We start from the raw sequence: 23919 nt of genomic DNA, 5'->3' as shown, positions 1-23919 counted from the left end.
TTTAGTCGGGATCAACTCGCACAACAACTCAATTTAGAAACATCTTTTCCAAAAGTAATTGCTGCTAATTTGATGCCTTCTCCAAGTGTCAAGTATGGATAAAAACTTTCAGCCAAATCTTTTACTGTAATTCCAAATTTAATAGCCATACTTAATTGTTGGATGAGTTCACCTCCTTCTGGTGCTATTACTCTTGCACCTATTAATTTATCCGTTTCCGTATTGCGAATTAGCTTTATAAATCCTCTGGTATCTTGAGCTGCTAAAGCTCTTGGAACGTGAATTAAATCTAATTTAGACACTTCAAAAGGGATGCCTGATTTTTCGGCTTCTACTTCATCCATACCAGCTCCTGCAATTTGTGGATCTGTAAATACTACCCAAGGTAACGATGTATAATCCACTCTATTTTTTGATAATGAAAACGCGTTATTTACTGCTGTACTTCCTTCTTTTGCTGCTGTATAAACAAAAGGCGGTGTGTTTGTTACGTCACCTGCTGCATAAATATTGGGAATATTAGTTTCCATTTTTTTATTAACTAAAATATGTCCTTTGTCTGTCAGGTTTAAGTCAATATTTTCAAGACCTAATTTAGATGTATTTGGTTTTGTTCCTATAGCTACAACAATAAGTCCTTCTTCAATTATTTGAGTGGTAGAACCATCAGGACATTTACAATGAATAATAGTGTTGTCGCCATCTTTTTCAAATTTAATGGCTCTAAAATTTGGAAGGATTTCAATCCCTTCACCTTTCATTTGTGCTTCTAAAACATCTGTAATATCGTTGGTTTGACTACGTAATGGTCTATCTGTAAATTCTATAATACGAACTTTTACACCCAAGCGGTTATATGCCATTGCAATTTCCAATCCAATATATCCAGCTCCCATTATGGTTAAGCTTTTTGGTTTTTCTTCTAAATCAAATAAAGAAACATTCGTTAAGTAGCCTACTTTATTTAGTCCTTCAATGTTTGGAATGTTTGTTGTCGCTCCTGTTGCTATAATGATGTTAGTTGCGGTGTATGTATCTTTTCCATCTACAAGAATGGTTTTATTATCTACAAATTCAGCCCAACCTTTAAGCATTGTTAAGTTTTTAAAATCACTTACTACATCCATATATTTATGTTGTTGTAATGTGGACACTAATGCTTTTTTGTCTTTTATAATTTGAGTAAAATCAATTTCAACACCTTTTGGTTTAATTCCTTTAAAATTAGAATGTGTTGCGTGATACGCTGTTTCGGCAGCTCTAATCAAATTTTTAGAAGGTACACAGCCAACATTGACACAAGTGCCACCAAAATCTAATCCATCATTTACCATTAATGTTGTTAAGCCAATGCTTTCCGCTTTTATGGCTGCTGAAAAAGCTGCTGAACCACCACCAATAACAATTAAATCGAATTTATTCTTTCCATCATAATCTTTGGCATTTGTAATACAGCAATCTTCCTTTTCGATATCCTCAATAACTGAATAATTACCTACATTGTTTACTGCATTAATAACATCTTGATTGCTTAACTTATTGCTGTCATATACAAATTCCGCTTTTCCTGTTTCGTGATTTACAATACTACTTACAATTCCGTCTTTAACGTTTAAATCTTTTTCAATATGTGATGAACACCCAGAACAAGTCATTCCGTTGATGTTTAAATTTATTATTTTATTACTCATCTTTTTCTTTATTAATTACTTTATATCCTGTTGAGTTTATTGCTTTTTCTATATCCTCTTTAGTCGTTTTTGTATTATCAAACTCCACTTCTGCGTTTGCCTTTTCATAGGAAGCATTGATATTTACAATACCTTCTAACTCATTAACTGCGTGTTTAACGTGTTCTTCACAAGATGCACAAGTCATCCCTTTAACATCAAAATTTAATGTTTGAATATTGGATTGATTGACTATAACCACTTCTTTCTTATTATCAGGATAAAAAATATGAGCATAATAAGGGAAAGCAATTGAAACTGCTGCAAACAATGTAATACCAATTAAAAAACCTTTGGTTTGAAACCATTTCGGTTTTGCATCAACTTCACAACCACAATCATCAGCATTTTTCGGTTTTAAATAATTATACCAAGCATAGCCAATTGCTACTATGGCCAAACCAATTAAATAGGGTCTAAAAGGTTCCATCCAAGATAGCGCAGATGCACTTCCTCCAACACCAGCTATTAATGCTATAACAGGTGGTATGCAACAAGATGATGCTGCTACAGCAGCAAATAAACCTGTGTATGCTGCGTTTTTTGATGTTTTTTCTGTTTTCATTTCTTTATAAATTATGCTGTTTTTCTAATTAATTCTATAGATTTAAAAATGCTACCAAATATCTCTGTTTCATCTTTATTTAATGAATAGTAAAGCGTTTGACCATCTCGTCTTGAATTGATTATTCCTGCATCTTTGATTTTACGTATATGTTGTGAGATCGCAGGAACACTCATTTTTAGAATATCTGCTAAATCACAAGGACATAGTTCATTTTCTAAATTCAATAAATAAAGAATTTTTAATCTTACATCGCTTCCGGCAATTGATAAAAGTTTTGTCATTTTTTGAAAACTCCCTTCCATATTATCCAATGTCTCCATACAGTTTTGTAACTGCTTATGGTTGGCTTCCGCCCTTGTACAGGTTATTTCTAATTTCATTTGTGTATATATTTTTATTAAAGTTATTAGCTTTGTCGTACAAACATATAATTAATTACGTATTTAAGCAAATACTTAAATACATAATTGCGAATTTTCGGAAAATTTTAGCTCTTTTGGTTTTTAGAGCGTTGGAATTATGTGTTGGGAACGGTTAAAAAATATAAAATAGAATGTAGTAAATGTAAGTTTCTTAACCACTACATTTATCACAAATACCTTTTACCACCAGGTTTACATTTTCTGAAACGAAGCCTTCTGGGACTTTAATTTGGGGAATTTTATGCTCAGTTAAGCAAATGGTTTCATTACAGTTATTGCAATGAAAATGCAAATGTAAATCAGTTTCAATCTCGCAATTACATCCGTTTTCACACAGAGCATATTTAGTAATTCCTGTGCCATCATCTATTTGATGCACTATTGCTTTTTCCTCAAATGTTTTTACTGTTCTATACAATGTCGTTCTATCAGCTTTATCAAAAGCATTTTCAATATCACTTAATGTTACCGCAATTTCTTTTTCAGCAAGAAACTTATAAATTAACAAACGCATTGCTGTAATACGAATATCTTTTGATTCTAATAATTGTTCTATTGTTTGCATAATTAATGTTCGTGTTCTGCTTCGCCTTTTTTCATTTCGGCTATTAAATAATACGCATTGTTATAAGCGAATTTTGTGATTTTATCTTGTTCTTCAGTAAATTGAACTGCTATCCAATTGCCATCTTTCGCTCCTAAAAGCACTTCAACTGGTTTAAAACTCCAATCGTCATTTTCTTTTTCTGCCGAAAACACAAAAAATTTATCACCTTCTTTTACTATCGCGCTTTCGGGTAACGCCATAGTTTCCATATTTTCTGTTTGGATTTTTCCTTGAATATACATTCCAGGAATAAGAATCCCCTTTTTATTCTCAATTTCTGCGTGCACGTGTACCGCTTTGGGATTGTCTTCGAAAGTTTTACTTACCGAATATATTTCTGCGGTTAATTCTTCATCCTGTATGGATTGTAGCGTAAATGTTACTTTTTGACCTTTCTTTACTTTATATACATCTTTTTCAAACACCATTAAGTCGGCGTGAACGTGATGTGTATTTACTATTTCAAAAAGTTCGGTTTGAGGTTCAACATACTGTCCTGTTTTTACTTCTACCTTTTGCACATAGCCTTCAATAGGACTGCGTAAGGAAATACTTTGAGCAATTGTTCCATTTCGTACTGATGACGTATTTATGTTTAATAGTTTCAACTGGGCCTCCAAACCATTTACCATAGCTTTAGAAGCCTCATATTCGGCTTCAGCTTTTTGAAAATTTGCACCAGAGCCAACTCCTGCATCATATAATTTTTGCTGACGCTCAAAGTTCTTCTTTAAAAAATTACTATTGCTAAAAGCATTCAAATAATCGGTTTGCATTTGAATAATATTTGGATGTGAAAGATATGCCACAACTTGACCTTTATTCACTTTGTCTCCTTCAATCACTTTTATGGATATCACATTTGCACCAACTACAGAAGTTATTGCTGCTTCACTTTGTGGTGGCACTTCTAATGTGCCATTGGCTTCCACATAGCCACTCATATTGCGCAATACAATGGTATCTATTTTCATTTTTAAGGCTTCAAATTGTTGTTGTGAAAGCATCACTTCTTCTTCACTATGAGTTTCTTCAGCTTCCGACTTTACTTCTTCGTTATGAGAATGACCATCACCTCCTTTGTGGCTTTCTTTATTTCCGCAAGCAACAACTAAAAATGAAACTGTTAGTAATGCTAAAATTATATATTGTGTATTTTTCATTGTCTTATTGATTAAAATATTGTAGTTGAAATGTGCTTTCTAAATAATTTATTAATGCTTCTTGAGCTTGTAATTCAGATTGAATAGCTTCTTTTATAAGTTGTGTAAACGCCGTGTAATCAATCTCTCCTTCTCTATAGGCAAACAAAGCACCAGTTTTTTGTTCTTTAATAAGTGGTAATACTTCATTCTTATAGAACAGCCAAGATGTTTTCCATTTTTGGTGATTTTCTTTGGCTTGATTAAATTTAGATTGCACTTCCTTTTGCTTGAAATGCATATTTGATTCGGCAATTTGCCTATCAATTTTTGCAGTTCTAACTTGTGCTTTTGTTGTAACAGATAAAAACGGTATGGAAATACCAGCTTGATAGGTATAAAACCCTGAATTTCCGTTTACTTTTTGCAAACCACCTTGCAGGTTTAACTTTGGTAAATTTTCAGCTTTGGCAGCTTTAAAGTTTGCTTCTGCCTCTGCGAGTTGAAGTTGAGAAACAGTATATAAAGGGTGTGCTTCTATACTAAAGGATTCTACATTTATTTCGCTCTCTATATCAATTTCATCTGAAACCGTGAAAAAATCATCTGAAACCAACCAAAGGTTTAACTGTTGTAATGCAATAGCATATTCACTTTTTGATTGCATTAATTTATTCTGAACCTGTAAAGCTTGATTTTTGGCTGCTGAATATTCTAATTTAGAAATGGCTTCGACTTCGTAATTTAATGCTACTGCTTTTTCAAAGTTGGTATAAATAGAATCTAACTCTTTGTATAAATTATAATTCCTTTTACTCTGTAAAGCATTTGCCCACGCTTTCTTTACTTCCAATTCTAAATCTAATTCTGAAAGCTGAAACGCTTTTTGAGCTAATTGAATGCGTTGCTCCAGTAATTTTCTCTTTGGTGCTATACCAAATACATCAATATTCGATTGACCAACTCCAATAGTGGTGTAAATACCATTTCCGTTATTAATTTCTTCACCTCCCGTAAAAATTTGAGTAGTACCAAAATCGAAAGCAGTTCCTTTTAATTGTTGTTGCTTATCAATTTCAAGTTGTTGTTGTTTTAAACTTGGATAGTTTTCTTTAGCCAATTTTACAGCTTCTTGCATCGAAATAATAGGTAACGAATCATTTATTTGTTGCGCATTTCCTGTTATTGGTAACAAAAACATAAAAGCTACCATCGCAGTAACTGGAATTACTTTTTTATTTACTCTAAACTTGAAAGATTTGTTTTCTACCCAATGGTATAATATGGGCAACACGAATAATGTTAATAATGTAGAGGTTAACAAACCACCAATTACAACGGTTGCTAAAGGTCGTTGAACTTCGGCTCCAGCTGATGCTGAAATTGCCATAGGCAAGAAACCCAAAACATCTGTAAGCGCGGTTAACATAATTGGTCTGATTCTTCGCTTTGTACCTTCAATGATTCTATCTTTTAGGTTGGTAACACCTTCTTCTTTTAACTCATTCAGACCACTAATCATTACCAATCCGTTTAAAACAGCAACACCAAATAAAACAATAAAACCAACACCAGCCGAAATACTAAATGGCATATCTCGTAACCACAATGCTACTACACCACCAATGGTTGCCATGGGGATTGCGATGTAAATCATCAACGTTTGTGGTAAGGATTTTAATGCAAAATAAATCAGTACAAAAATGAGTAACAAGGCAATAGGAACAACAGTTTGTAAACGGTTACTGGCACGTTCTAAATTTTCAAAAGCACCACCATAGCGAATGAAATAACCAGAAGGCAGTTCTAATTGTGCATCTAATTTGGATTTTATTTCAGTTACCAACGATTTTACATCACGCCCTCTTACGTTGATACCTACGTAGGTTCTTCTGTTGGTATTGTCTCTACTGATTTGCATTGGACCGCCTTTGTAACTTACATCAGCTACTTCGCGAAGTGGAATTTGTGCACCAGAAGGCAAGTTGATAAACAAATTTTGAACATCAGTTATGTCTTTACGATTATGAGAACTTAACCTAACCACTAAATCAAATCGCTTTTCACCTTCAAAAATAACGCCCGCTGTTCCTCCTGCAAATGCTGATTGTACAATTTGGTTTAAGGTATTTATTTGAAGTCCGTATTGTGCCAATTTATTTCTGTTATACGAAATGGTCATTTGTGGCAACCCTGTTGTAGCTTCCGCTTTCATATCTCCAATTCCTTCTGTACCAGCTATAATTTTAGATATTTCTTCTGCTTTTTGAGAGAGTACCTCAATATCTTCACCATAAAGTTTAATGGCAATGTCTTCTCTAACACCTTCAAGCAACTCATTAAATCGCATTTCAATGGGTTGGGTAAATTCATAATTAACGCCCGGTACGATTTCTACAGCTTCTTTCATTTTTTCAATCAGTTCGTCTTTAGTTTCAGCAGTTGTCCATTCGCTTTTTGGTTTCAAGATTACAAAAACATCGGCTAAATCCATTGGCATTGGGTCTGTTGGGATTTCTGCAACACCAATTCGACTGACTATTTTTTCAACTTCTGGAAACTTTGCTTTTACAATTTGTTCAATTTTTGTGGTCGTTTCAATCGTTTCTGTAAGCGAGCTTCCAGGTTTTAAAATGGCGTGAAATGCAATATCGCCTTCATCGAGTTGTGGGATGAACTCGCCTCCCATTCGACTAAACATAAAAACTGTTAGTCCGAATAGCACGACTGCAATGCCTATAATCCATTTTCCTTTTTGTATCGCTTTAACTAATAAAGGTTGGTATTTTTCTTCTACCCAATGCACAAATTTATCGCCATAAGATTTTTTGTCTGACTTTGGTACTCTTAAAACCAAGGCAGACATCATTGGCACATACGTCAAACAAAGTACCATTGCACCAATCATTGCAAAAATGAAGGTCAATGCCATTGGTTTGAACATTTTGCCCTCAATACCTTCTAATGCTAATATTGGTAGAAAAACAATTAGAATAATTAACTGACCAAAGAAGGCAGCATTCATCATTTTTTTTGAGGCATCTGCCGCAACACCATCACGTTCTTTGGATGTCAATTTCCTTTTCTTTAAGACTTGTGAAGCAATCAGAAATACAGTACTTTCTACAATAATTACAGCACCATCGACAATAATTCCGAAATCTATTGCACCCAGACTCATCAAATTAGCCCAAACGTCAAACACATTCATTAGTATAAATGCGAATAATAGAGATAATGGAATTGTTGAAGCCACTATTAAACCACCACGCCAGTTTCCTAATAAAAAAATGAGTACAAATATTACTATCAATGCGCCTTCAATTAGGTTGGTAGCAACCGTTGAAGTTGTTTCTGCTATTAATTTGCTTCGGTCTAACAAAGGTTCGATAATAACTCCTTCTGGCAGCGATTTTTCAATTTGAGCCATTCGCACTTTTACATTCTCAATAACATCGTTTGAATTAGCGCCTTTAAGCATCATAACCAAACCACCAACTACTTCGCCTTCTCCATCTTGGGTTAAAGCGCCATAACGAATAGCAGCACCAAATTGTACCGTAGCAATGTCACCAACGGTAATTGGAATATTGTTTGTGTTTTTAACCGTAATCTTTTTAATATCATCTAAACTACGCACCAAACCTTCGCCACGAATAAAATTGGCTTGATGGTTCTTTTCAATATATGCACCACCTGTGTTTTGGTTGTTGGCTTCAAGAGCTTCAAAAACATCGGTAATTGTTAAACCAATAGCTTTTAATTCGTTTGGATCAACAGCAACTTCGTACTGTTTAATTTTTCCACCTATGGCGTTTACTTCAACTACACCTTCCACCATTGCCATTTGACGTTGCACAATCCAATCTTGCATGGTGCGTAAATCGGTAACCGAATATTTGTCTTTATATTCTGGTTTTACTTTAAGAGTGTATTGATAGATTTCTCCTAAACCAGAAGAAATTGGTCCCATTGTTGGCTCACCAAAACCACTCGGGATTTGTTCTTTAACTTCATTTAGCTTTTCAGCTACTAATTGACGTGGTAGATAGGTTCCCATATCATCGTCAAAAACTATAGTGACCACAGATAAACCAAAACGAGAAATGGAACGGATTTCCTTCACATCAGGTAAGTTGCTCATTGCCACTTCTACTGGATAGGTTACAAATTGTTCAATGTCCTCTGTACCTAAATTTGGCGCTTGTGTAATGACCTGTACTTGATTGTTAGTAATATCTGGCACAGCATCGATGGGCACTTGGGTCATACTCCAAATACCTGCTCCAACAATGGTAAGCGTTAGCAAACCAATAATGAATTTGTTATTGATTGAAAAATCAATGATTTTATTAATCATAGAAAATGTTTTAATTCAGTTAAACTTTTCGGTACAATTCTGATATAGAAAATAGAATTACACGAAATGAAAAGAACCATATAGGTTCAAAATTGGATATAGTTATCCTTTAAAAAAACTGAATTATGCCCTTGGTGGCTGGAAAAGCGATTCCAAATATCTGGAAGTGAAGTTTACTTTATGTAAATTATACTGTTTTTTCTCTTCAAACTTTAGTCGATTGTTTAAAGCCAAATTGTTGTTCGAAATAATTAATACTAAAGGATGACAACACTGATTATGGGAATGAACAGGTGTGTTTTCCTTATCTGGGTTATGATGATGCTCTTTATTTTTTGTGTCATTGTCAATGTAATCTTCAACTACATATTCAAGGAAAGAGTCGCCATAAACTTTATGGTCTTGATAATGGGTAATGATGCTTGAAATTTCTTTTATTGGACCACAAAAGTCCATATCTATGCTAATCCCTTGAAAAAAGAATAAAATTGACATTGATATGGAAACGAATATTTTCATAAAATTTAGACAAATATATAAATTATTCAATGCAATGGTGTTGCAAATGATGTTGCAAAAGTATTATACTACCACTTACCCATTTTAGAAAGTACTTTTTTATACTTCAGCATTTGTATGTCATCCTTACAATAAGGGTGTTCTAATAACTCTTTTAGCTTACCAATAAATTCATTGGAAACAAATCCTTTTTTCTTTAAAATCTCAAATAGAATTAGAGCTTGTTCCGCTCTGTATTTAGCTTTTTTTACAAATTCCTCACCATTTTCTGGTTTTTCATAATGACTTTGAATATCGAAATGTTTATCAATATCTCCTTTATAACCAATTAATAGTTTTTCTGCATTCTGTTGGGTTACTCCATTTGTAGTGAATACATAGTCTCTATCTTGTGTAAGTCGATTAATTCTTGTTTGGCCATCTGCATAGTCATTGGGATGAATTTCTAAATAATGTGAGCGGTCTAATGGTAAAGTTATTACTGCTCTTGGGTCATATAACCCTTGAAAACGATTTGTTTCAAAATGCCTGATGGATACAGGATTATCGCAAGTTATGAGAGGTGCATTCGCATCATTAATTTTAATAACATTAATTGTACAGTCATATTTATATTTTACAAAATTCCCCCATTGTTCTAAATGGTTTACTAAAAAAACCGTTCTTGAACGTTCGTTATGTTCTTTTTTTACAGCTTCAATATCATCAATGTGAAACTTTATTTTTTCACCATATAAGTTCATTTTTATCATTCCTTCTTCATCTGCTGTATGAGCTGCTTTATCAAAAATTTGATTATTCATACTCCGTTGAAGATTTAAAATTCTTGGTGTTCTAAAATATAGTGAGAGACAAACGTAGAGTATCTGTATTTTTTCTTCTTGGGTTACCGTTAAAGCTTTTTCATCAATAAGCAGGGAATAGACTTTTTGAAATTCACTATCTACATTTTCAGCGTAATGTTTTTCTAAAGCATATTTAACCTCATCTGATTCTGCCGGTATTGTATAAATGTTCTTCTCAAAACAAATATCTTTGGTACTTATTTGTTCTAATAATATATCATCATCTAACTTGTAAACATCAACAAAATAATTTCTTTTTCTACCTTCAATTCCAAAGTTCTTTAAATATGAACGTGGAATATAATGTTGTTTTATTGGGTTTGACATACTTTATTTTACTTCGTTTAATGGCATTTCTTTACTGCCTATTTTATCTAATAGACTTTCAATGTTATTTACTATCTCTTTAAAGAATTTTGGATTATCAAGTACTATTTCAAATCTATTTTGTGAAGAGACATACTGTTTTAAAGTAAACCTTCCTTTGCTAAAACTCTTAATATTATTGAACTTTTTATCACTATTATTGACGGTATCGTTGTTTTTAATTATACTCTTATGATGAACAACTAAATTACGTACTTGTCTAAAATTATCGATAAAACTCCATTCAGGATTGAGTACCGAAAAATCAACTTTAGCTGACTGCTTTAAGAACTTCTTTACCTTATCAATATCATTATTACCTTTTAAGTCATCTACTTTGTAATCTGTCTGTTTATAAGATGCAAACCTGTCGCAACCACGCTTTAAAACATCTTCAAAAAAAGAATACAGTTGTATGATTTGAGCATTTCTATAATTTTTGATATAAACATCATTAAACATAAAAACATTGTCAATAAAGGAATCTTGTATATGGTCTAAATATTCTTCTGAAAACTCCGACTTATCTTCTTCTTTAGATTTTTGAAAATTATCATATTCGACCTCAATATTTTTCAATTCCATTTCAAAATGAGTTTCCATATGATTCATATAATCTTCAATTAAATGGAACTCAAAATGGATAAACCCAAACCCCATTATTGATGCAAGTGTTTCTTTTCTTCTTAATCTTGACATATCATTCTTTTATAAAAACTATAAATTATCTTTGACATCAACTCTAAAACCATTCGTAAGTCAAGTTACCATTTGGACTTAACTTTTTTTATTTAGATACTTAGTGCTCTTTAATATTATTTTTTTCAGCTTCAGAAGCTCTTCTTTTTGGTCATCTATCTGCTCTTCTAACTCATTAAATAAATATTGGATTTTTTCTTTTTCACTTGCTTCCTTCTCTTTTTCACCATGAATAGAAATTGTTATTTCCCTTATTGAGTCTATATACTCCACTACGCTCTTTTCTTCATCAGATAAAAAACTGTCATGTTCATCAATCCATTCTTTATCTTTTTCTAAAAGTTCTTCACTTACCATTGCGATCAATGATTTACGATATATTCTTTCCGAATTATTTTTTACTATTTCCAAAAAGCTAAGCCAACCCGAATTACTATTCTTTAATCCATTTCGTTTATCTAAAAACTTATGACGAATAAAAGGATGTTCATTTTTTTTAAGTAATGAAATGACATCAATTATTGGTTTTAATTTTTCAGTAGGTTTTTCAATTGGTACTCTTTCCCTTTTTTCCCATATTTCTAATATAATATCACAACATTCTTTCTGAAGTTTGCTTTTTTCTTCTTCGGACTCACACTTATTGATATTATTGATTAATTCAGCAAGATAATGAGCCATCCATCTCGCTAAGGTATTTCCTGTATAAACTAAGTCTAATTCCTTTATTAGTTTTTTACCCAATTTTAAAATTTCTTCCTCTGAGTGTTTTGACTGTTCCATCCGATTTTAATAAATATAGTTTTATATGTTCCCATGACCTTTTGTCATCTTTATAATCATATTCCCTCTTTTGGAGTTGCCTTTCTATCTGACACTTAATAATCATATTTCGATTTGTCTTTTGGAGTACTTTTAAAATAAAATCAAAATCTACTTCTAACACTTCCCCTTCACTTTCCAAGAGACCACTACTCCTATACCTCTCATTTGTAGTATTATTCCAATTGATAGATTTCATAATTAATCTTTCGCTCAAAAATCCTCTTTTCAAATCCTCACTATATTGAATCCCAAACAATTCAGTAATTTCACTTCCAATACAAGGGATACTATATCCTATGTCTTCATAAAGAAAATCATGCTTATCTAAACCTTTTCCTTCTGCATCACTCTCGTTATATTTTATCCAACTATAATACTTAAAACCGAGCTTGTCTATTTCATTTTTGTCACTATCTTTTTCAATTGGAAAAGCATAATCATGATGATTTTTCGCAGACTGAAATGCCCTCAATAATGCTTCTGAACCCTTCTTTGAAACTAAAGCTGATCTTATATACACAGATTCTGTATTTCCCCTCATATAGCGTTTATTATAACTATGAGGAACTATAAAATTTTCATTATAAAAATCTAAAAGCCCAATCTCTCTATCAAATTTATCCTCTTCAATACTATCTCTCCAATCCTTATCAAATTTTGGATACTCAATTTTCCAATACTTTTCTTGCAAAGGTATCGAATCTACTAAATCAGAAATCCAAAATTTGTCCCAAGTGTTAGCTCTAGACTTAAGCCAAGTATCCCATGTTCTCCAATAGGATTCATCCTCTACTTGTGGTTCCATATCTAATAAATCTCCTGCTGCACAAAACATTCCATGATATTCCAAGTATACTTCTAATGTTTCTACTTGTGGGTTACTACCATGTCTTTTACTCGTCAAACTCCATTCTCTACTACTCAATTGATTAGTTATAAAATCATATTCGTCGATATCTCCAACAAAACCCCATTTTTCTACAATGTATTTATCTGCTAGATCTGCTACATCGTATTCAGATAAATTAAATATTTGACCTAAACCACTATACCAATAAGGTAATGTATCCATTGTATCAAATTTAAATCGCCATTTTTTACTTTTATTAGAGTTATATTTTCGTTGCTTTCTTGATAATCTCTCTTCATTCACTTTTTCAAACTTTGATTGTAAACAATCATTTATGGTCTGAATCTCATCACTGTTAAAACTATTTGGGAATTTTTCTAAAATATTAAAGCATGTTTTTTTTACAAAATACTTAATAAGTACATGAGGCAATTCAGTATTCCTGATTTCTGACAATAAATATGATTTATACGGTACTATAATATCAGGATACTCAATACTAACTTTTTCTATGGCTATCCATAGATATAATTTAGCCGAAATCCAGTAGAATTTATAATCTTTATTTTGAAAAGGGAAACAATGATCTAGGTCTTGTTTTTCCAACAAGTACTTTAGAATATTAATATTGTAATGGACTATCTTCTTAATAGAATGAATTGCTCTCCATCTATTCTTTTTATTTGGATGTCCTAAAACAAATCTTAATAAATCTGATAGCACCTCATCTTTATTCTTAGAAGGCACTAATACTTCACTCCATGACCCATCGGCTACATTCTCTTTTATCTTTAAACTCCATCGATCTAATGCCCAATGAAGTAATTCTTCATTCTGCTTTTTAGACAGCTTTAGTTTTATTAATTCAAAAACATCATAAAGAGATTCATCAGATAGTTCGTCAATCTTATCTGGTATTATTTCAATTATAGCATCTGCTAGTTTATACCTGTCGATTTTAAACAATTCAGCAAGTTTATTAATACTCCAAATGCTTAATCTTTTATGTTCGCTGAAATGATAAAACCAAGACGATAAAACATGTTTAAAACTCTCATCAAACCAGTTATTTACAATTGGATGATAAGACCATTCATTCAGTCTTTCACTTAAAGCTTTCTCCAATGAATAGTAATTCAATATTTTTGAGTCTATTCTTACTAGAGCATTAAGATGATCAGCAAATTGACCAACTTCTACTCTATCCATAACATCAGAAAGAAATTTATCAACCTTCCACCTCCCAAATGATTCATCATTAAGAGAAATTTTTTCAATTACAGATTCTAATTCTGTGTTTGAAATTATATCTATATCTTCAATATTTATATCATAATGATACTCTTGTTTAGAATTGTCGCTTTTGTACTCTTCTTTTTTCTCTTTATTGAGAATATCAAGAAAACTCAAATAATCTTCTAACTCTTCCAGTACATTATGTTCGATAAAAGAGCCTGATTTGATATTCTCATAAATATCTTTCAGTATACTTCTATCATTGACGAGCTTATATCTTCTCAATAAATACTTTACAAAATCAGTCTTACCATTTACATCACTATTCTTATCAAATTCGCCGAGGATCGACCGATAAAGCTGTATTAGTGTATCAGAATGGTGATCTAATTGATATAGAGGCATTAATGATAATGCTTCTTCATGATTGATAAATTTGCTTTTAAATGATTTATCCAAAAGAATTAAAGTATAGCTATGTATATCAATTACATCTCGATGATGCCATCTACAAATGGTGGAATACAATGAAGTAAAATCAAGGTTGCTTATTCCCCTGAGTGCAATTTCGTAAGGGAAGTGTTTTTTCTCATATCCATCAAGACTGACATCACAATATTCAACAAATCTAGCGTATTTATAAGCTAGTTCTGCATTTGACTTTTCTACCCCAACACTAGTCAAGTTGTATAAGCATCCTATCTTAGAAAAAGCTTCATAATATTCTATCTCTTTTACAGCCTCTAAAGATTTCTCAAAAAAATACTTCCCAACGTTATTATCAATTTTTGAACTAATAGTCGTACATTTAATATAATCGTCAACCAATTCTTGAGAAGTACCATTTATCTCATCAAACTTTTTATCTATTTCATTTAGTAACTTTAAATTTTTATTATCAAAACTTCTTAAAATTTGTGTTTCATTTAAGACAGTAAATCTTAAACCTGTGTATGGAACTTTTGTGTCGGAATTAATAATATCATCAATCAATGACTTGTCATTAATAAAACAACATAATTCCGTCATTTTTTTTACGAAAAATAACTTTTGCTCCTGTGACCTGTATCCAGCTCGATAATCATAATCATAATTACCTGCTATTTTTTTGCATAGTTCCTTGAACTCGGAAATTAAATTGTCTCTTTCTTTACTTTTTAAGAATAATTCAGTTCTCAGTTTATAAACTGACAAATTGATAGAATAGAAATTATCAAATTCTTGCTTATCACGGCTAACATGATTTCTTTTCTCGTAGTCTTCAATTTCTTCTATATTTTTAAATTTTTCGGGGTAAATAGAATCAAGAGAGATTGATTTATTGTTGATTATGGATTGAATAAATTTCATTCTTAATGCAATATCCATTGTAAATTCATCTATTCCATCATCAAATTGATTCCTGAAGTATGGTATATTTTGAGGCACTGAATAATTAATGAACGAGAGTATATTTAATACTTTATGAACATCAATATTTTTGTTAAATAGAATTTCGCAAAAATCAACTAAAACTGAATGAAATCTGATATCAAAATTTATTCTTTTACACCTCAAAAAACTATCTGTCAAGGCATCTAAATCAAAATGAGTATCCCTTTTATGTTTAAATAACTTGGTAACTAAGAAAATTTTTATGTCCAATCTTAAATTTCGGGAACTCCTCAACCATACATTTATTTGCTCTGTAGTAGAAAATTGAAAAATATTTTCAATCAAATTTTCTCCTGCTAATAATCTGATATATTCTGGTGTCCATCTAAACAATGATTTAACACATCTTTCCACTCCAAAAATTCTCAAAACTGCTTCAGTTTGACAAGAAATGTCTAAACTTGATATGTTATAATTATTATTAAAATCTTTGTCTAACCTTTCTTTATTATTACGTCTCCAGTTAAGCCAATCTTCAGCAGTATTCAAATGCCTGAGTGCAACATCTTTATTTACTCTTGAATAAGTTGAAGCCAATTTCAAATGGAATGAACCACCCCATGAGGTTTCTTCAGAATTTAGTTTATATTTTTGTAGTGAATACTCATCCCCAAATGATAGTATTAATTCAGGATGACTTATTAATAAATCGGATAATGTTTTATCTGTTTTAGCTTCTTCTGCAGCAATTAATATCAACTTATATAAAGTTACATAGTCATTTTCATTCCTAGATAGTTTAATCGCTTGCTTTACTCTTTCAATATAAATTTCTTTTTCTCGTACAGGATCTGTTATCGATTCAAGATTATATCTTCCTAAGACTATTTCTTTAAGGTCTTCATATTTGCCAGCATTATATAGAATGAAGCCTAAACTTTTAGCCGCATAAAAATCAGTTTCTGATTTATTTAAAAACACATCGGCTATTTTAGATAATTCAATATCATTAAAGGAATATTCCTCTCTTATGAAGTTTTCAAAGTCTTCATCTCTAAACTCAAATTGCTCATTCTCACAAATTAACCCAGTCCATAATTCAGACTTTAAATCTGAAAGGAAACTCACAGTGACATTCATAATCTCAGCTAAATAGTCTATTGGAACAGGTCTGGGTAAAGTAATTAATAGTGTCAAAAACTCTTTAATGAGATGTTTATCTTTATTACCTATTCTTCTTTCGGCATCTTTTATTTTATCTAAAATAAAATCTTCTACTTTTTTCCCATTTGGTTTTAAATAGTTGATTATTTCATCTATTCCCTTTAATTTCAAATCTAATGCATAAAACTGCGCTCTTGGTATTCCATCAGTGTAAGAATGGAAGTCATCAACTTGGTTGTCATCGATGTTCTCATAATAGCCCCCAACAAATTGTCTAGTTTCATTTTTAGAAAATGGTTCAAGAGGTATATCAATATAATCATCAGGCAAATTCAAGGAGTCTTTTCTGTAAGTCCTTGTTGTCAAAATGATATTACAACCACTCGGAACTTTAAAATTTACTAATTGACTGATAAAGCTAATTTCATTATGAATCTTTGATGCAACTATACTATTGTCAGCTGCATCAATAATAATATTTAATACAGATCCTTCGTTTCTATTTTTTAAAATCTGAATTCCTTCTTTCAACCTTTTTTCAAATTCTATAATGTATACATCATTTGACTCTCCTCTATTTAAAAGAAAACTTGAACCAACAAGTTTTGCCAATTCGTTAGCTATATGTATTAAACCATATTTTGGTTTATGTCGTCTATCAGTAGAATATTGGTATGCCCCTTTTCCATAGCAATCAAATATTATACATTCCGAATGTTTAGGAATATTATCTTTAATCTGTTGAACAATAGTAGATTTACCGATACCAGCACCACCATGTAAGCAAACCATATTACCATCTTTATTAGTAAGTACCTTCAAAATATCTTCTAATTGTTCTCTTTTAACTTGGTTTTTAACCGCAATAAAATTTTGCTTTACTGGAAAAAGATTTTCAACTAAACCACCATCAAAACCTAAATTCGCAATTATATCTGTAGCCGTTATAATTCTATTACCATCAGATTCAGGCATACATTTATTCCAAACCACTAAGTAAAGAGCATTATATTGAGATTTATAAGTAATCGCAGTATTGGATATAGCCTTAACCAAATTAAGTTTTAATAAATTTCTTGAGTTTGCGCCACAATCATCAAAATCAAGTATCCTTAAAAAGTCTGTAAATTCAGTTAAGTTAAGTTTAGAAGCAGTTTGAAGATTCATCAAAGACTTCCGATACTTTATAAAATTCTTATCTAAAATTTTATTGAAACTTACTCTTCTCTTGTTAGAGTTTAAGAAAACTTTTATGCTATTTAATATCGATAACTGATTTTTATCAATATCACGATTAGATACTAACTTTATTTGTACTTTCCTAAGAACTTTTTCTCTACCAAATTCATCAATGAAAGTCTTAAATATTGAAGACAGTCTATGTATTATAGAGCCATTATAAGAGTCACTCTTTTTCCCTTTATATAACTTTGAAAAAGTGTACGTTTCATCTGCTCTTCTAGTACTATATTTAAGTTGAGAAATAATTATTTTACAAGCACTATTAAAGTCTTTACCACCATAATACTCAGACATATCGATTCCTAAAAACTTCTCTCCTGTTGGGTCGGAATCAGTTGAAAACTTCTTTTCCACGTCTTCAATGTATATTGCTTTCAATCCTTCATCATCAAAATTTAGCATCTCAAAAGATTTTTTCATTGTCCAAAGAACATGAAAGTCATCTCCAGCACTTGATAGATCAGCGTCTTGTATATTCTTAATTTTATTTTTTCTCATTTAAAAACCTTATTTGACCATTAAAGTAAGAATTTTAATGTACTCACATTATAAAAAAAGAGATTATCCAAAACAAATTATTAGAGTTTATATAAATGCGTTTTCAACTTATAGATAATACATGTTGATATAAGTTTATCAAATAAACATTAATGGTTTAGATGATTTTGAATTATAATTTTTAGTTCATTTAATTCTTTCCTTAAAAATACAATATCTCCTTTCGTGGCAGGTAAAGAAGTTGGAGCGAATATTTTTTTAGTAGCATAAATAGTTGCGTCTGCTGCTATTGTACCAAGAGCAGCTTCTTTTATTGATGCTGATTTTATAGAACTTTTATTTTCTAAACCTTCAATTTTTTTCTCTAAATCTTGAAGTAAATTTATTAAATCCTGATTTGCTGGTACAGCTAATTTTTCACTCGACACTACCTCTTCTTTTTGATAGTGACCTGAAACATATTTATAGTCATTTTTTTTATAGCTTGCTTTTGTTTTACAACTTGTGGTGCAATAGACGTGATTACTTCTTCTAGCTTCAAAAGTTTGGCAACAATGTTTGCATAATTTTGTTGTTTTCATAGTCGTTTTCAAGATTTTGATTGATTAAAACGTAAAATAAAGTTTAATTTAACCTTTTATCTTCTCATGCTCTTTCCTTTAAAAACAACAATGTTAAACATTTCAAAGAAACGGTCGTGCATCCTTCCACCATACCTATTACCTAAATCGAACAATGTTTGCTCTATGTTGTTTTCGTGATTGGTATGGTTGCACGTTACATAAGTCATGTATTTTTTTTCGTTTTGTTTAAAGAGAATTTCCTCAATTACATCACAATTTCCGTAGTTGCTTGCAATTCGTTCTGAATTAATATCGTCAATAAACAACTTTGGCCTTACTGTTTTATCCAACATATAACTCCTATCAAATGGTGTAGGACATACTTCATAACTTTTTACCAAATCTTTTGCACCATAGCCTTTAAACCTTAATACTTTATGCTTATTAAATATTTTCTCAAACACCTTAAAATATGCGCTTTTGCCAATGCCATAACTCCCGACTACCATCAATCCTTTCTTAAAAGATGGTTCATTTTCAGCATGTATAAGGTTTTCACAGTTAAAGAACTCTAAATCATTTAAAAAGTAGTAAAACAACACCTTGATATTTGCCAAGTTATCATTAGACCTTTTAAATTCTCTACGATATTCCATTTGAAACTCGATAATAAATTCGTTCCATAACTGCTGTTTGGTGAAGATTTGTTGTGGATGCATTATCAATTTCGGACAATCAGTTTTCACTTTTTGTGTTTTAAAATTGCTGACTACTTCCCCGATTTTTTGTGTTTGGTTAAGTCTCATAATTTCATTATCTATTAGTTAATAATTCAGGTTTAACTTTTGTTGAAATCATTTTAGGTCGTTCATTGGCAGCCCATTTTTTTAAACGCTTCTCGATTTCAAAAAATCGTTCTGTTTCAAAACGCATTTTTGTTTTATCTGTGTTTAGCTCGCTCCAATAATCAAAAAAAGATTCTAAAATTATATTATCAAAAGTGGAGTGAGAGAAAACCTTGTCTCTAAATATCTTTTTTCTATTTTTTATTAAATTATTATTAGTATTCGTTGTTGCTAAATGATTGTCATTTGATTGTGAAATGTTTGTTACTTCATTGCTATTTGGTATGTCATTTGGCGTGTCATTTTGTGACTGACGAACTTCAACAACAAAATCATTTAATTTTGGAAAGCTGATTTTAGTATAAGCTGTTGTAGTTTCTACTTTAAGGTAATTTGTTCCTTCTAATTTTGATAAAGCTGTTCTTACCTTACTTACCGTTAGCCCCGTTTCGACTGCAAGTTTATCGTAAGATGTAATAAACTCTCCTTTATTCACAACAATCCCCTGCCATTTTTTTTTACTGTAGTTAACCCTTAGCAAACAATGCACAAACAATTTGCAAACATTAACATCCGTATACCATTCCCAATCGATTAACTCGCGATGTAGCATTATAAATCCTTTGTTTATCATACTATTCCTGTTTAATGAGTTTCGAAAAAATATCACTCTTTTTGTAGTAGACACGATTCCCTAATCGATAGCTAGGGAGTATACCGTTTTTGCGCCAATTCCAAAGGGCTTGTTTAGAACATTTTAGGATTTTAAGAGTTTCATCAACCGTAAGAAGCTCATCTTCATCTTTTTTGGATGGCTTGTATTTATCAAAATACGTTTTTAACTTCCTATCAACACCTTTCAAGATATTTTCAGTAAGCTCATCAAGTATTCTTTGATAAATATTAAGTTGTGTTGACTTCATTTGTACTATGTTTAATTCTTAATAGTACAATATTACAATTAACATCACCTAATTTAGACTTTAGGTGTATACGCCAGTTTATAAACAGTATTAAATAACTATGTTAAACGTGCTGGAGGAATAAGAAAGTTTCTATCATCAAATTTTTGTTTTGCTCCTTTATGTCGCTTATTACCTGGACTGAGATATATTTCTATAGAGCTAGCTGAATCACAATCTTTAATATCAAAAACATCATAAAGTTCTCGTGCTAATTTGCGGCAATTTACATCGCCATTTCGCATATCACCTTCCATATAACCTTGTAAAATTAACTCCTGAATAATCACAGCTAACTGGGATGGACCTGCTATCCACTTTAATGGTCTTTTCTCTTTTTTACCTTTGTAGTCTAAAATAAATTTATTGATGATTTCAACTCTTTTCGCAAATTCTTTATGTTTTCTGCTCAAAGATGTCTGATGAAACATTAGGGGGTAATCTAAATCATAATTTTGTATTATACCTTCACTTTCTGTGAAACCGTTTTCTAACTTTACTTCTTTGTAGTAGCCTCGTCCTTCTAGGCGCACCTGTGCATGGTCAATAATCTCCTCAATTTTAGGTACAACCTCAAGATCAAGAACCGAATAGTAGAGCTCTGGGTCGTTACAATAATCGTAATGATGTTGTAAAAAACCATGTAGTTCTAAAATTCGAGTTTCAAAAAGCAGCAAACGTATAAAGTACTTTAAATAGAAGTCGTAAACTAATTTCGGCTCGTAATTACTGTAATTTTTTAGGTTAAACTTATAATCTTTATTTCCTTGATCTAAACTTGACTTTTCATCAATTGCAAATGCATCTTTGTAATTCATTTATAGGTTATTAATTAATTTTTAAAAAAGGCACTATCAGCAATTTTTACAGCTCTTTCTTGAGGTGTAACTTTTATGTATTTGTAAAATTCTCGCTCTGTAGAATGACCGCTGATAGACATAATATCAATTGTTGGCATTTTAGATAAATAAGCATTTGTACAAAATGATCTTCTTGCAGTATGTGAAACAATGAGCTTGTACTTAGGTACTGTTTCTGAAGTCTTTTTTCCACCAACCGTTTTTTGAATTGTGACTTGCTCATTTATCTCTGCTTTTCTTCCTGCTTCTTTAATATATTCGTTAATATCTGGATTATTTAATTTACGAGGAGGAAAACCATTATAACGTTGTTCCATTATTTTTTTAACACGTCTATGAATTGGAACATAAACACGCTTACTAGTTTTTTGTTGTTTAAATTCAAACACCTCTTTTCCATTAAACGTTTTTATTTGGTCTTTAGTAATTCCATTATAATCTGAAACTCTCTGCCCTGTGTAGTAGCCAATTAAAAATATATCTCTAGCTAGTTCCCAATCTTTTGTTTTCGACAAGTCTGTTTTATATAAAGCATCTATATCAGCTTCGGTAAGATAAATTGAAACAGTTTCTTCAGAAACCATTTTAAATTCAGAGTGCTTATATTTAAGATTAGTATTAATTCCGTCTTCAGTAGCTCTATTTAAAATAGTTACCAAATTCTTTATATGCTTTCCTATAGTATTCACAGAATAATTATTATCCTCCAAATATTTTATAAACGTATAATAAAAATTCATATTAATATTATCAAAATCTAAATTATAGTTAACACGACTATTAAATTCTTTTAGCCTATTTACAGTTTGCTTGTAAGACCTAATAGTAATTGGACTTAATTTTACAGCATCAATATTCTTAGCTTGATTTTCTCTTTTTTCAATATAATCATCTGCATATTCAAAAAAAGTAGTAATTATGCTGTCATTGTTTTCATTTTTTCGAACAATTTTGAAAAGAAGTGATTTTAACACATTCTTGTTTTGTTTTTCTAAGTCATCTAATTTAGATACTGCATCTACAAATTCTGAAGAGAAGTTCAATAAATCACTATTAACTTTTTCCCTATTTCTTATCGTAGATACCGCTCTAATTCTTTGGTATGTTTTATCCCAATTTTTAGGTAAAACTTTATAACCCGTGGCAAATTTTATGCGATTGTTTCTACCAAAACTATAATCTAAAATTATAGAGGTTTCCTTTTTGGAATTACCATCTTTTAATCTATATTTAATCGTTCCCGAAGTAGGTTTAATTGATTTACTCATAATTTCAATAAATGATTTACATAAAAAGGGACAACAAAAGGGACAACATCTCCTTTAACTATTGTTATTTCAAAAGTATATAAATTATTTAAAATATCTCATAAGTATTATAAATAAAGGCACAAAAAGATTATTATATAAAATAGCATAACATAGGTTCAAGCAAATAATGGTACTGGAGGTACCACAAAAAAATCCCGAAACTTTAATGTTTACGGGATTTTTTGTTTTTAAAATATTCATAATGATTTTTAGGGCGGGTTTTTCCAGAAAAAGTTAAAACCGCGCTATCCGTTACTAGTTTTGGCTCGATGCTCGCCTCACCAAAAGCTATCCTCTACTATCGCTCCCGCAAGTCTGTGTTAACTTCCCGCTTACCTTTAATACCGTTTTGTTTTGTTTTGAGTTTAAAGCAAAAAAAATCCCGATTCTTATCTTAGAATCGGGATTCAAAAACGGCAACGACTCTACGCTCTCCTAATGTAGTACCATCGGCGTGGAAGGTTTGGTTTTCAATACTATTTCGCTTTAAAGCACAAAAAAACCCTCCATGTTTCCATGAAGGGCTTTCAAAAAAGGCAACGACCTACTCTCCCACAAATGTAGTACCATCGGCGCTAATGGGCTTAACTTCTCTGTTCGGAATGGTAAGAGGTGAGCCCCATCGCTATAACCACCTTAAGTTATAGCTGCTGACTGTCGGCTTTCGCTTCTAGTCTTCAGCGTTCCGATTAAAATCGGAACATATATCTTAACATATTGAAAATAAGAACATGATTGTAATAATTCTATTGAACTTTATAAAAAAACAGGCGTACAATAAGCCTATGGGTTATTAGTACTACTCGGCTATGACATTACTGCCTTTACACCTATAGCCTATCAACGTGGTCATCTCCCACGACCCTTTAAAGAAATCTCATCTTGTGGTGGGTTTCGCGCTTATATGCTTTCAGCGCTTATCCCTTCCAAAC

17 protein-coding genes and 2 rRNA genes are annotated in these 23919 nt (G+C 31.4%); all 19 read right to left on the bottom strand.

Going from position 1 to position 23919, the window contains the following annotated elements; all coding sequences use genetic code 11:
* Positions 1-11 precede the first annotated feature (11 nt).
* The gene (gene merA, locus BUA46_RS14885; protein WP_019388844.1) at positions 12-1691 is read right to left on the bottom strand and encodes a mercury(II) reductase; all 1680 of its coding nucleotides are present in this window, start codon (positions 1689-1691) and stop codon (positions 12-14) included.
* Positions 1684-2295 (bottom strand): mercuric transport protein MerTP, encoded by a 612-nt coding sequence (merTP, locus tag BUA46_RS14880; RefSeq protein WP_019388845.1) that lies wholly within the window; start codon positions 2293-2295, stop codon positions 1684-1686. Before merTP ends, merA begins: the two co-directional genes overlap by 8 nt.
* A gap of 11 nt (positions 2296-2306) precedes the next feature.
* Positions 2307-2678 (bottom strand): ArsR/SmtB family transcription factor, encoded by a 372-nt coding sequence (locus tag BUA46_RS14875; protein ID WP_019388846.1) that lies wholly within the window; start codon positions 2676-2678, stop codon positions 2307-2309.
* 193 nt (positions 2679-2871) lie between these two features.
* Entirely contained in the window at positions 2872-3285 is a 414-nt protein-coding gene (locus BUA46_RS14870; protein ID WP_019388847.1) for a Fur family transcriptional regulator, read from the bottom strand.
* A 2-nt stretch (positions 3286-3287) separates the two neighbouring features.
* Positions 3288-4490 carry an efflux RND transporter periplasmic adaptor subunit gene (locus BUA46_RS14865; RefSeq protein ID WP_019388848.1) on the bottom strand — a complete coding sequence of 401 codons (1203 nt, stop codon included), beginning with the start codon at positions 4488-4490 and terminating at the stop codon, positions 3288-3290.
* Between the two features lie 4 nt (positions 4491-4494).
* Entirely contained in the window at positions 4495-8829 is a 4335-nt protein-coding gene (locus tag BUA46_RS14860) for a CusA/CzcA family heavy metal efflux RND transporter (protein ID WP_019388849.1), read from the bottom strand.
* A 123-nt stretch (positions 8830-8952) separates the two neighbouring features.
* Entirely contained in the window at positions 8953-9348 is a 396-nt protein-coding gene (locus BUA46_RS14855) for a hypothetical protein (protein ID WP_237714681.1), read from the bottom strand.
* A gap of 68 nt (positions 9349-9416) precedes the next feature.
* Positions 9417-10520 carry a DUF4238 domain-containing protein gene (locus BUA46_RS14850; protein ID WP_019388851.1) on the bottom strand — a complete coding sequence of 368 codons (1104 nt, stop codon included), beginning with the start codon at positions 10518-10520 and terminating at the stop codon, positions 9417-9419.
* Between the two features lie 3 nt (positions 10521-10523).
* Positions 10524-11258, bottom strand: a complete 735-nt coding sequence (locus BUA46_RS14845; RefSeq protein ID WP_019388852.1) for a hypothetical protein — start codon at positions 11256-11258, stop codon at positions 10524-10526.
* Positions 11259-11336: 78 nt separating this feature from the next.
* On the bottom strand, positions 11337-12041 hold the full coding sequence (locus BUA46_RS14840; RefSeq protein ID WP_019388853.1) for a hypothetical protein: 705 nt from the start codon (positions 12039-12041) through the stop codon (positions 11337-11339).
* Positions 11995-18447, bottom strand: coding sequence for an ATP-binding protein (locus BUA46_RS14835; protein WP_019388854.1), 6453 nt, complete (start codon positions 18445-18447; stop codon positions 11995-11997). The genes BUA46_RS14840 and BUA46_RS14835 overlap by 47 nt, the downstream gene beginning before the upstream one ends.
* A gap of 149 nt (positions 18448-18596) precedes the next feature.
* Positions 18597-19028: a hypothetical protein gene (locus tag BUA46_RS14830; RefSeq protein ID WP_019388855.1), complete on the bottom strand. Its 432-nt coding sequence runs from the start codon at positions 19026-19028 to the stop codon at positions 18597-18599.
* Positions 19029-19084: 56 nt separating this feature from the next.
* Complete coding sequence (locus BUA46_RS14825) at positions 19085-19756, bottom strand: hypothetical protein (RefSeq protein WP_162129545.1); 672 nt, start codon at positions 19754-19756, stop codon at positions 19085-19087.
* Between the two features lie 67 nt (positions 19757-19823).
* Positions 19824-20489, bottom strand: a complete 666-nt coding sequence (locus BUA46_RS14820) for a hypothetical protein (protein WP_019388857.1) — start codon at positions 20487-20489, stop codon at positions 19824-19826.
* A gap of 1 nt (position 20490) precedes the next feature.
* Positions 20491-20778 carry a helix-turn-helix domain-containing protein gene (locus BUA46_RS14815; protein ID WP_019388858.1) on the bottom strand — a complete coding sequence of 96 codons (288 nt, stop codon included), beginning with the start codon at positions 20776-20778 and terminating at the stop codon, positions 20491-20493.
* A gap of 98 nt (positions 20779-20876) precedes the next feature.
* The gene (locus BUA46_RS14810) at positions 20877-21635 is read right to left on the bottom strand and encodes a hypothetical protein (RefSeq protein WP_019388859.1); all 759 of its coding nucleotides are present in this window, start codon (positions 21633-21635) and stop codon (positions 20877-20879) included.
* A gap of 14 nt (positions 21636-21649) precedes the next feature.
* Positions 21650-22945, bottom strand: coding sequence for a site-specific integrase (locus tag BUA46_RS14805; RefSeq protein WP_019388860.1), 1296 nt, complete (start codon positions 22943-22945; stop codon positions 21650-21652).
* 573 nt (positions 22946-23518) lie between these two features.
* Positions 23519-23626: ribosomal RNA gene (rrf, locus tag BUA46_RS14800) — 5S ribosomal RNA — on the bottom strand.
* Between the two features lie 134 nt (positions 23627-23760).
* Positions 23761-23919 (bottom strand): 23S ribosomal RNA (locus BUA46_RS14795); the annotation flags it as partial.

The organism is Algibacter luteus, assembly GCF_900141715.1.
Lineage (GTDB): Bacteria > Bacteroidota > Bacteroidia > Flavobacteriales > Flavobacteriaceae > Arenitalea > Arenitalea lutea.
The sequence above is the reverse complement of the archived record's forward strand: the minus strand, read 5'-3'. Positions and strand labels throughout refer to the sequence as shown.

Excerpts from the sequence above, each read along its gene's own strand:
- BUA46_RS14835 (WP_019388854.1), bottom strand. The coding sequence starts at position 18,447 with ATGAGAAAAAATAAAATTAAGAATATACAAGACGCTGATCTATCAAGT.
- BUA46_RS14840 (WP_019388853.1), bottom strand. The coding sequence starts at position 12,041 with ATGGAACAGTCAAAACACTCAGAGGAAGAAATTTTAAAATTGGGTAAA.
- BUA46_RS14870 (WP_019388847.1), bottom strand. The coding sequence starts at position 3,285 with ATGCAAACAATAGAACAATTATTAGAATCAAAAGATATTCGTATTACA.
- BUA46_RS14820 (WP_019388857.1), bottom strand. The coding sequence starts at position 20,489 with ATGATAAACAAAGGATTTATAATGCTACATCGCGAGTTAATCGATTGG.
- BUA46_RS14830 (WP_019388855.1), bottom strand. The coding sequence starts at position 19,028 with ATGAAAACAACAAAATTATGCAAACATTGTTGCCAAACTTTTGAAGCT.
- BUA46_RS14845 (WP_019388852.1), bottom strand. The coding sequence starts at position 11,258 with ATGTCAAGATTAAGAAGAAAAGAAACACTTGCATCAATAATGGGGTTT.
- BUA46_RS14850 (WP_019388851.1), bottom strand. The coding sequence starts at position 10,520 with ATGTCAAACCCAATAAAACAACATTATATTCCACGTTCATATTTAAAG.
- merA (WP_019388844.1), bottom strand. The coding sequence starts at position 1,691 with ATGAGTAATAAAATAATAAATTTAAACATCAACGGAATGACTTGTTCT.
- BUA46_RS14865 (WP_019388848.1), bottom strand. The coding sequence starts at position 4,490 with ATGAAAAATACACAATATATAATTTTAGCATTACTAACAGTTTCATTT.
- merTP (WP_019388845.1), bottom strand. The coding sequence starts at position 2,295 with ATGAAAACAGAAAAAACATCAAAAAACGCAGCATACACAGGTTTATTT.
- BUA46_RS14810 (WP_019388859.1), bottom strand. The coding sequence starts at position 21,635 with ATGAATTACAAAGATGCATTTGCAATTGATGAAAAGTCAAGTTTAGAT.
- BUA46_RS14860 (WP_019388849.1), bottom strand. The coding sequence starts at position 8,829 with ATGATTAATAAAATCATTGATTTTTCAATCAATAACAAATTCATTATT.
- BUA46_RS14815 (WP_019388858.1), bottom strand. The coding sequence starts at position 20,778 with ATGAAGTCAACACAACTTAATATTTATCAAAGAATACTTGATGAGCTT.
- BUA46_RS14855 (WP_237714681.1), bottom strand. The coding sequence starts at position 9,348 with ATGAAAATATTCGTTTCCATATCAATGTCAATTTTATTCTTTTTTCAA.
- BUA46_RS14875 (WP_019388846.1), bottom strand. The coding sequence starts at position 2,678 with ATGAAATTAGAAATAACCTGTACAAGGGCGGAAGCCAACCATAAGCAG.
- BUA46_RS14805 (WP_019388860.1), bottom strand. The coding sequence starts at position 22,945 with ATGAGTAAATCAATTAAACCTACTTCGGGAACGATTAAATATAGATTA.